This is a genomic window from Allochromatium palmeri, assembly GCF_009720725.1.
GTDB lineage: Bacteria > Pseudomonadota > Gammaproteobacteria > Chromatiales > Chromatiaceae > Thermochromatium > Thermochromatium palmeri.
Window position 1 is genome coordinate 25,899 of record NZ_WNKT01000040.1, and the last position, 9,605, is coordinate 35,503.

10 protein-coding genes and 1 pseudogene are annotated in these 9,605 nt (G+C 61.3%); 4 read left to right on the plus strand and 7 right to left on the minus strand.

Going from position 1 to position 9,605, the window contains the following annotated elements:
- Positions 1-20: 20 nt before the first annotated feature.
- Positions 21-818 (plus strand): DUF4412 domain-containing protein, encoded by a 798-nt coding sequence (locus tag GJ668_RS15245; RefSeq protein ID WP_155450992.1) that lies wholly within the window; start codon positions 21-23, stop codon positions 816-818.
- Between the two features lie 42 nt (positions 819-860).
- Here GJ668_RS15245 and GJ668_RS15250 read toward each other — a convergent pair whose 3' ends face one another.
- Positions 861-1,289 carry a type II toxin-antitoxin system VapC family toxin gene (locus GJ668_RS15250; protein ID WP_155450993.1) on the minus strand — a complete coding sequence of 143 codons (429 nt, stop codon included), beginning with the start codon at positions 1,287-1,289 and terminating at the stop codon, positions 861-863.
- Positions 1,277-1,564, minus strand: coding sequence for a type II toxin-antitoxin system Phd/YefM family antitoxin (locus tag GJ668_RS15255; protein WP_155450994.1), 288 nt, complete (start codon positions 1,562-1,564; stop codon positions 1,277-1,279). Before GJ668_RS15255 ends, GJ668_RS15250 begins: the two co-directional genes overlap by 13 nt.
- A 250-nt stretch (positions 1,565-1,814) precedes the next feature.
- On the opposite strand from GJ668_RS15255, the gene GJ668_RS15260 reads away from it, so the two are divergent.
- The 3 genes from GJ668_RS15260 (at position 1,815) to GJ668_RS15270 (ending at position 5,643) form a co-directional block, all read left to right on the plus strand.
- Positions 1,815-2,789 (plus strand): TAXI family TRAP transporter solute-binding subunit, encoded by a 975-nt coding sequence (locus GJ668_RS15260; protein WP_155450995.1) that lies wholly within the window; start codon positions 1,815-1,817, stop codon positions 2,787-2,789.
- 107 nt (positions 2,790-2,896) lie between these two features.
- Entirely contained in the window at positions 2,897-5,101 is a 2,205-nt protein-coding gene (locus GJ668_RS15265) for a TRAP transporter permease (RefSeq protein ID WP_155450996.1), read from the plus strand.
- Positions 5,102-5,175: 74 nt separating this feature from the next.
- Positions 5,176-5,643 (plus strand): universal stress protein, encoded by a 468-nt coding sequence (locus GJ668_RS15270; RefSeq protein WP_155450997.1) that lies wholly within the window; start codon positions 5,176-5,178, stop codon positions 5,641-5,643.
- 35 nt (positions 5,644-5,678) lie between these two features.
- Here the strand turns inward: GJ668_RS15270 and GJ668_RS15275 are convergent, their stop codons facing one another.
- The 5 genes and pseudogenes from GJ668_RS15275 to GJ668_RS15295 form a co-directional block, all read right to left on the minus strand.
- Positions 5,679-8,336: a mechanosensitive ion channel domain-containing protein gene (locus tag GJ668_RS15275; protein WP_186343132.1), complete on the minus strand. Its 2,658-nt coding sequence runs from the start codon at positions 8,334-8,336 to the stop codon at positions 5,679-5,681.
- Positions 8,337-8,436: 100 nt separating this feature from the next.
- The gene (locus GJ668_RS15280; RefSeq protein ID WP_155450999.1) at positions 8,437-8,682 is read right to left on the minus strand and encodes a HEPN domain-containing protein; all 246 of its coding nucleotides are present in this window, start codon (positions 8,680-8,682) and stop codon (positions 8,437-8,439) included.
- The gene (locus tag GJ668_RS15285; protein ID WP_246194925.1) at positions 8,663-8,974 is read right to left on the minus strand and encodes a nucleotidyltransferase domain-containing protein; all 312 of its coding nucleotides are present in this window, start codon (positions 8,972-8,974) and stop codon (positions 8,663-8,665) included. The genes GJ668_RS15280 and GJ668_RS15285 overlap by 20 nt, the downstream gene beginning before the upstream one ends.
- A gap of 115 nt (positions 8,975-9,089) precedes the next feature.
- A pseudogene (locus GJ668_RS15290) lies at positions 9,090-9,347 on the minus strand (potassium channel family protein); the annotation flags it as partial.
- Positions 9,348-9,383: 36 nt separating this feature from the next.
- On the minus strand, positions 9,384-9,605 hold a 222-nt coding region (locus GJ668_RS15295; protein ID WP_186342827.1), incomplete at its 5' end, for a transposase.

Sequence of the window (9,605 nt, forward strand, 5' to 3'; positions counted from 1 at the left end):
CCCACCATGAGAAACCACTGATGAAGCATCCTGTACTGCGTTCTGCCCGATTCGTTTCGCTCGGCCTGGCGGCGCTCCTGACGAGTGCTCTGTGTTCATCCATCGCCCTGGCTGAGGAAGAGGGTGTCTTCATCGAAACGGTGAATCGCAGCTCGGGACTGACCGGCGAGGCACCCACCGAAGAAGTCAGCGAAACCTTTGTCGCCCACGGCAAGATGAAGGTCGCGAGTATGGATCCGAATGGAACCGACATGATCCTCGACCCCGCGACTGGTGACATGACCTTCATGAACAATGCCGTCAAGGAGTACTACAGCATCAACGCCAAGAGCATGATGGAGGGCATGTCCAAGCCGGGTATGGACCAGATGCGCGCCATGATGGAGCAGACCAAAGTCACGGTCGAAGCGACCGATGAAACGCGCGAGATCAACGGCTGGAACTGCCGCAAGTACCTGGTGGCCAAGACCGGCATGATGGAGATCGAGCAGGAGATCTGGGCCACCGAGGACGTGGATCTGGACCTGGACCGCTATACCGATCTGATGAGTCTGTCCGGTCCTGATGGCCTGCTGGGTGATTCCGAGGCTGGCCGCGCACAACGCGCCGAGATGGAGAAGATCAAGGGCTATCCGATCCTGACCAAGTCGAAGATGCAGCTCATGGGCACCAACATGGAGAGCGAGACCGAGGTGCGGGTCATCCGTCGCGAGCCGATGGCAGCCAGCCTGTTCGAGGTGCCGGCCGATTACAAGGCGCGCGAAATGAACATGCCGGGCGCACCGAGCGCGAATAGTGCGCCGGCCGGGCATCCCTGAGTTTGATGGATGCTTGCTCGGGCCATGCGCCCGAGCCGGCCATCAGGCTGGTTCGAACCAGTTCTCCAGGCGTAACCCCTGGAACGCCTCAAAATCCGATAGATTGCGCGTCACCAGGATGCAATCATTGACAGCCGCGATCGCAGCGATCTCGGAGTCGGGATAGGAAGCTGTGCGACCGCTTTGCCGTAGCCGTGCGCGCTGCTCAGCCTGCCAGTGCGCGGCCCGCTCATCCAGGGCTATGATGGGCAAGGTGGGGCGGACGCGGTGAAATAGATAGTCCTCAATGTGTTTGCGGCGTTTCCCCGGCGGCAACAGGAACAGGCCATAGAGCAGTTCCTGCCAAGTCACGACCGCGATGGCCAGCGCATGGCTGTGCTTCTCGATCTGCTCCAGCACCCGAGCATTGGGTCGTGCCACGAGCGGCTCGGACAGGATGTTGGTATCCAGCAGATACCTTATTCGGGCCATGTGAACTCCCGCCTGGGTCGCCGGTCACGCCAGGCGTCGATCTCTTCCGGGGTCCAATCGATGGGCTGAAAGGTGGGATCAGCGCGCATCTCAGCGACCAGCGTTCCAAAATCGGACGTTTCCTGTCCCTTGGATAAGCGCGCGTAAGCGTCTTCCGACAACAACACAGCGACCGGCTTACCGCGACGGGTGATGCGAACCATCTCACCCTGTTCGGCACGGTGAATGAAATGCGTCAGGTGGGCCTTGGCTTCGGCAATGGAGGTCTCGGGCATGAATTGGCATCTTTTGTGACTATTTTGATGGTCATCTTAGAGCACTCAGAGCATTTCGTCCAGCCTCTCGCCCTGCCGCTTCTGGAAATGCCGCTAGTACCGCATCGCCAAGACGGCAATGATCGAGTTGTTTTTAAGCCGTTACTTATAGTCTACTGCAAGCCGCCAGCAGAGACTCTCTGCGGCGAGTGCGCCTAGGATTTGCACAGTTTTTCGTGTGAAGCGGTTCATTCACTGTTCGGGATAAAACATGCAAAAAACACTCAAAACCATCATCGCCGTCGCCACGCTGATCAGTGCCGGTGCGGCTTTCGCTCAGGACCGTACCGACTGGCCGCGTGATTTGACCATCGGCACCGCCAGCCAGGGCGGCGTGTATTTCGTCTATGGCAACGGTCTGGCCGGCTTCATTGGCGAAACCTTCGGCATCAACGCCAGCGGCGAAGTCACCGGCGGCCCGGTACAAAATGTCACGCTGGTGCAGATGAAGGAGCACGGCATCGGTCTGGTGACCATGGGGCCAATGTACGAAGCCTGGACCGGCAAGAGCGAACTGGCCCCAGGGCTGCCACATACGGATGTGCGCGCACTCTTTCCGATGTATGAAACCCCCTTCCAGTGCGTCGCGATGCGCACCGCCAACATCAGTTCCGTCGGCGATTTAGCCGGCAAGCGCGTCAGTATCGGCCCGGCCGGCGGCACGTCGAGCACCTACTGGCCGCGCTTTTTCGAGCACCTCGGACTCACGGCTCGCCTGTCGAACAGCGGCGCCGCCGACGCGGCGGGCCAGATCAAGGACGGTTTGATCGATGCCTTCTGCTTTGCGGCGGGCGTGCCGATCGGGGCCTTCTCGCAACTGGCCGCCGAAGCTGACGTGGTGACCTTTGCCTTCAGTGACGCCGAGCACGCCAAAATCCTCGAAGCCTTCCCGGAAGTGTCGAACTTCACGATTCCAGCAGGCACCTATTCCTCGCAAACCGAAGATCAGCATTCGGTCGCCATGTGGAACTTCGCCGTCGCACATAAGGACATGCCGGAGAACCTAGCCTATGAAGTCACCAAGCTGGTGATGGAAAACAACGATCGTATGGTGCAGATCCACGCCAGCGCACGCGCAACCCTGATCGACAATGTTGAGAACAACGGCTTTTTGCCGTTCCATGCCGGTGCTGTGCGCTACTACGAAGAAAAAGGGGTCAGCCTCCCGCCTGAACTCAAGGACTGAACCACCCCTCCGACATCCATCATGACGCCGGGCCAGAGTCGCCGAATCCAGGGCGCTCTGGCCTTTTTCGTGAACCTTTGAACGTAGCATCGTGAGGGCTGAGCCCAATGACGCACCCGACGCCCCCAGAGTCCGGATCGGTTGAAACGGACGACGATTTCACCATACGCGACAAAGACAATATCGCCGCCGGGGTCGATGCCGAAGTCTTTACCGCCAACCAGCGGATCTTTTCCGGCTCGCTCGGCCTGATCTTCGCGGCGGCCTGCATTCTCTACACCACGTTTCACATCTTCGTGATGAATTTCTACCCACTCGAGACATGGCTGTATCGGCTCATTCATGTCTCGGGCGGGCTTACACTGGGTTTCATCTTTTTCTCGGCCCGAGCCTTCCCGGACGAACTCGGCCACAAACAGCCGGTTAAGCCACTGGAGTGGATCCTGCTGTTACCGGCGGCGCTACTGATTTTCACAGCTTTTGGGCAAATCGTGTTGGCGATCGCCACCGGCGATCTCGTGCCAACGGGCGCGCCGAAGGACAAAATGCTGTTGACCTTCGGCTATCCGATCATCATCGGAACCGCGCTTGCAGTGTTGGTTTCGTGGATCTCTCCGGTGCGCGACCGTAGCCGGATCGCGTTGCCGGACATCCTGCTCGCGGTCGCGGCCATCACCGTCGGCGCCTACATCATTTCGCACGCCGAATTCTTACGCATGCGTGCGCAGGTGTTTCCTCATGTCAATGACATGTACGCTGCGATCGCCGGGATTGTGCTGATTCTGGAACTCACACGCCGACTGGCCGGCCTGGCGCTGGTGGTCATCGTCGGCGTGTTCATCGCCTATGGCTTCATCGGCCCCTGGCTGCCCGGCGTGCTCGAACATCGCGGCTATGCTCCGGAACGGTTTTTTGCCTTCATCTATACCGATAACGGTATTCTCGGCCCGACCACCGCCATCTCGTCGACCTACATCATTCTGTTCATCACCTTCGCGGCCTTTTTGCAGGCGAGCCGGGTGGGCGAATATTTCGTCAATTTCGCCTTTGCCGCCGCCGGCGGCACACGGGGCGGCCCGGCTAAGGTCGCGGTGTTCTCGTCGGCGCTGATGGGGACGATCAACGGCACCTCGGCCGGCAATGTCGTGTCGACCGGCTCGCTGACGATTCCGTTGATGAAGCGTGTCGGTTACAGCCCGCAGACTTCGGCCTCGGTCGAGGCCGCCGCCTCCTCGGGCGGCCAGATTCTGCCGCCGATCATGGGTGCAGGCGCGTTCATCATGGCCGAGATCACAGGCATCGCCTATGCCGACATCGTGGTAGCGGCGGTGATTCCGGCGGCGCTCTATTTCCTGTCGATCTACTTCATGGTCGACAAGGAAGCGCTCAAACAAGGCATGCGCGGACTGCCGCGAGAAGACTTGCCCGAATTCGGCAAACTGGCACGGCAAGCCTTTTTGTTCATCCCGATCCTGACGCTGATCGGTGCCCTGTTCCTGGGCTATTCGGTGATACGCGCCGGCACCCTGGCGATGGTCGCCGCCGCCGTGGTCAGTTGGCTGACGCCGTTTCGCATGGGGCCGAAACAGATTCTCTATGCGTTCGAGATTGCCGCGCGCATGTCGCTGCAACTGGTTGCGGTGTGCGCCGCCGCCGGCGTGATCGTCGGTGTGATTGCGCTCACCGGCATCGGCACGCGCTTCTCGTCGATGCTGCTCGGTCTGGCCGAACAGAACCAGCTCATCGCGCTCATGTTTGCGATGTGCGTGTCGATCATCCTCGGCATGGGCATGCCGACCACGGCGGCCTATGCCGTGGCCGCCAGCGTGATCGCGCCGGGTCTGATCCAGCTGGGCATCGAACCGCTGACCGCGCACTTCTTCATTTTCTATTACGCGGTGATGTCGGCGATTACGCCGCCTGTGGCGCTGGCGGCCTACGCCGGTGCAGCGATCGCGCAGTCGGACCCGATGAAGACCAGTGTCGAAAGCTTCAAGATCGGTCTGGCCGCCTTCGTCGTACCCTTCATGTTCTTCTATTCGGCGCCGCTGCTGATGCAGGGCGAATGGCATCAGAACCTGCACGCCTTCGTGACCGCCGCACTGGGCATTTACCTGCTTGCTTCGGGTATCCAGGGCTGGTTTTTCGGCGCGATCGGTAAGGTGCTAAGCGTCGTGCTGATGATCGCTGCATTGGCGACGATTGCCGGCGGCCTCACGTCGGATGCGATCGGCGTGACGATGGCGGCAGTCGTGTTTCTGATCCAGCGCAAACTCCTCGATAAACGCGCAATGACGACGGGTTCGCCTTAGGCCGCTCTCCCCTCGCGTGAGCGGGGGGAGTCGGAACTTCGATCGATGCACCGCCGAATACTCTGGAGACTCGCATGTACAAACACGTTTTCATCGCCATCGACGACAGTGAAACCTCGCAAAAGGCGCTTGACGAAGCCATTGCGGTCGCGAAGGCCCACGATGCCACGCTCGAGATCGCACATGCGATCGACGAGCACCTCGTTCACGTCTTTTATGCCGGCGGCATGACCACGACCAGCACCGATCAACTCAAGAACACGCTCGAAACCAGTGGTCGCGACGTGCTCGACAAAGCCCTCGCGAAGGCGCTGGCCGCAGGCGCCAAGGCCAAAACGCACCTCATCAAAGGCCATGGCGAACATGCCGATGATCTGATCGCCGAGGCGGTCAAGCGCTCCAACGCCAATTTGCTGGTCGTCGGCTCGCATGGCCGCCGTGGCGTGCGTCGCTTGCTGTTGGGCAGCGTGGCCGAAAATCTGGTGCGCAAGGTCGCCATTTCGGTGCTGATCGTGCGTGGACCGAACGCCGAGCCGCATTAAACCGGCCGGCTTGCGACAGATCCGATGCGGACCGGTCAGATCATGGCCTGACCGGCCGCGCCGACAGCCGGCGAGATCGACGGGCCACGGCGTAAGATCAGTTCCTGCGTCGGATAGGCGAAGCTGATGCCAGCCTCCTCGAACCGCTGATGGATACCGAGGTTAACGCCCTGCTGGATGTCCATGTACAGCCCATAGTCCGGGCTGAGCACGTAGTAGACCGCTTCGAACAGGAGCGCAAAGTCGCCATATTCGGCGAAATGCGCCCGATCGAAGCGTGTCTGCGGCTGCCCCTCGATGGCGTCGCGCAGCATGTGCGGGATCTGCTCCAAAAGCGCGCGCGGCGTCTGATAGACGACGCCGATCCGAAATACGATCCGGCGCTCTCTGAACTGCTTGAAGTTATGGATACGACTACTGAGCAGATCGCTGTTGGAGAGCACCACCTGTTCGCCCGAGAGACTGCGAATGCGCGTGGTCTTGATTCCGGTGTACTCGATGACACCCACGGTATCGCCGGCCTTGACGAAGTCGCCGACCCGGAACGGCTTGTCGAGCACGATCGCCATCGAACTGAAGACGTCCGAAAGGATGCTGTTCAACGCAAAGCCAACGGCCACACTGCCCACACCGAGCGCGCCCAGCAGCCCGGCGATCGGATACTGGAAATAGGCCATCAGCGAGACCAGCACCGTGAGCCAGATGCCGACGCGGAAGAACACCATCATCACGCCATAGCCGGTGACGGTGGACGGATCGCGCCGCTCCTTGCGCGTGCGCTTGCGGATAAAATAATCGGCCATCGCCGCATTGGCCCACAGGCCAAGCTGGATGTAGAAAGCGACGATCAGCAGGTTCCAGAGCCAGGCCACGACCGTCGGCCCGGCGAGTCCGGACACCCGCATGGCCACATAGAAGGCCGCGATCAGCACGAATATCTGACTGGTGTTGCCCGCGACGGCCGAGAGCACCAGACGCAGATCTCCCGCCGGCTCCGTTGCACTCGGCGCCTTGCGCCGGTTCAGTGCCCGGCGTGCCCCCAGACGAATCAGCGAGACGATCAGCAGCACGACCATGAACATGGCCAGGGCGGTGATCAGTTCGCGCATCCGAATGCTCTGATCATCGATCACCAGCCATTCGGCTTCCCACCACTCGGACAGCGTCTCTTGGGCGTGCAGCCACTGGAGTGACCAGCTCTGTTGTTCGACCACGGATTCGATCTGAGGGCGCATCCCCTGCAGCAGCGCAATCAGGGCCTCTTGCGTCTGGAGCAATTCGCGCCCGTGGCGCTCGGCCAGTGCGTGCGCCGCGCCGCGCGTCTCCAGCGCCTCACGCAGCGACGCACTGAGATCGGCTTCCAGTAAACGGCGTTCCTGGGCCAGTTGGATCGAGCGCAGTGAATTCAGCCGGCTTTCGATCGCTTCCTTCTCGCGGATCGCCGCCGCCGTGTCCAGGATGTTCTGACGCAGTACTCCGGCCAGGTCGAGCGTCTCCGCGTCATGCATCAGCTGATAGCGCTGCTCCCAGAGACGGCGCATCTGCTCCAGGTTGGCCAGTGCCGCGTTCAGGCTGTCGAGACTGGTGCGCGCGGCCGACTGCTCGGCCTGGTGAGCCAAGACCCATTCTTCCAACGCCGCCTGATCGGCGGTTCGATCGCTCGCCGCGAGGCGTTGACGCGCACGATAGAGGTCGGCTTCGGCCTGATCGCCCTGGTGTTGCAGAGTCTCGATCTGGGCGCGCATCCTGTCTTTAGTGCTGTCGAGTTCTTCCAGCCGTGCCTGGAGGGCTTCGCGGGACAGCTCGACCCGCGTCTGTAACGCCTCGATGCGTTGCGCCAGCACGGCTTGAGCCAACTCGGCGAGACGCTGTTCAAGACGTGCCGATTCGCGCACCTGCTCGGCGGCCATGCGCTGCTGTCGAGCCAGGATCTCGTTCAGGCGCGCCTCTTCAAGCGCATCGGACAGACCTTCGCGTTCCGGCAGCTGAACGTTCTCGGTCTCGGCCTGGGTGAGTCGATCGCGCGCCGCACGTCGCTCGCGGACGGCTGTCGTCAGCGCATTCTCGGCTTCCGCTAGACGCTGTTCGGCAGTCGCGATCCGGGTCTCGGCGACAGCGGCGAGCGACTGATTCAGGGTCAATTCCGCCCGCGCCTGGTCCAGCAGCGAGACCTGAAACGGTGGCTCCAGTGCGATGCCCCCGGTCTGCATTGCGGCGAGCCGAGTCTCGCGGTCGGCCAGTTCGCGTTCGGCTTCGGTCAACCGTTCGGTCAGACCGGCACGACGCTGGACGACGCGCCTCAGCTCCAGGAGCCGCTTGCGCTGTCGTTCGAGTGCGTCCGCGTCCGGATCAGCGGAGGTGTCCAACATCGCTTCAGCGGTCGCGGCTTCGATCGCGGCCGTCTTCTCGGTGATTCGTGCGTCGATCAGATCCAGGGCTTTGCTGACGGCATCCGGCGCGGCCAGTGACGATGGAAACTCCGGCAGGCCGACCAGGGCCGGATCGAAGGCCGCGTCAAAGCGGTCGCTGTCGGGGGCGTCCTGATTGCGGTCGGACGGATCAGGGGTGGAGTCGGCTTCGGGGGCGACCTCTGCGGCAGGCTCCGGGACTGATTGGGTCTGGGCCTGGATCATCCCAGACAACAGCAGAACGAGACAGGCGAGCAGGACTCGCGGAGGCAGGGAGTAAATCATAACGACAAACACGATCGGCTCGGTTGCAAGCCTGGGAATGGGTCCATCCATGGCGACCCGGGCCTGGCGGATCACGGTATGCAATCCGGCGAGTTGCTGATCAGTCTATCGTACACGAATGCGTAGCTGCAACCGCATGGGCGGCGCGCAAAAGGTCATGGGTACGTCGGTAGACGATGCCATGCACGGCCAGAACCGCCTTGATGAACTTCTCGGCAGCTTGCTGGGCGTGAAACAGCAAAATCTCTTCCGGCGCGTTCGGGTCGCGATTCAGAATGCGGAACGCAAGCCGGTCGCGATCACCGGCAGCCAGCAGTTGCGCGGCTTCATCCAGCCGTAGCGTCATGCAGCACCCTCCCTTCGCGTGCTGCCCAGTAAACGGGTGTCGCACACCAATCACGTCGGCGCTCGAACTCGTCCTTGGAATACAGCAGCAAGTCAACGCCGACGCCGAGTGAACCGAGCGCACGACGCAGTCGCAGATACTCGCCGCTGGGGTCGGGGAGATCGCGCTCCACCACCAATAGGTCGAGGTCTGAATCCTCGGTCGCCTCACCGCGCGCGTAGGAGCCAAACAGGATCACCTTGGCTGGACTTCGCGCCTCCTTGGCCAGACATTGCGCGGCTTGTTCGATCATGGCGTGACTGAGCATCGGATGTACCTACAGCCGTATTGAGGTTATGGACAGTATATCGAGTTGGAACTACAGCGCTTCTCGAAGCTGCCCAGCACCAGACTCAGCGGCAGACCCACTATTCCGGCTTTTGCGCATCGTCCTCGATCGTTCTGGCCCGTGACAGGGCTGTAGCCACCATGCCGGCGGGGATGGCGACGATGCCCAGACCGACGAAGAGCACGAGGGCAGTGAAAATCCGACCGCCCGCCGTGATCGGATAGACATCCCCATAGCCCACGGTCGTCAGGGTCGCCACCGCCCACCACAGACTATGGAACACCGACTGGAAGGCTTCGGGCTGGGCTTCGTGCTCGAAGTAGTAGATGCCGACGGCGGCTAGTACCGCGCACCTTAAGTTGACTGGACAATTTCATGCCATCAGCGGCTTGCCGATATAGGTCCAGCGAAACGGCTTGGCGAGGGTCTGGTTGAAGAAATCGATGAACTCAAGGAGGCGTTGCTTGAGTTCATCAGTGGAGGCGAAGCGCGCGCGCTTGAGCAACCGACGGGTGAGAATACCGAACCAGATCTCGACCTGATTGAGCCAGGAACAGTGCTTGGGAGTATAAACAAAGCGGATGCGATGGGCGGG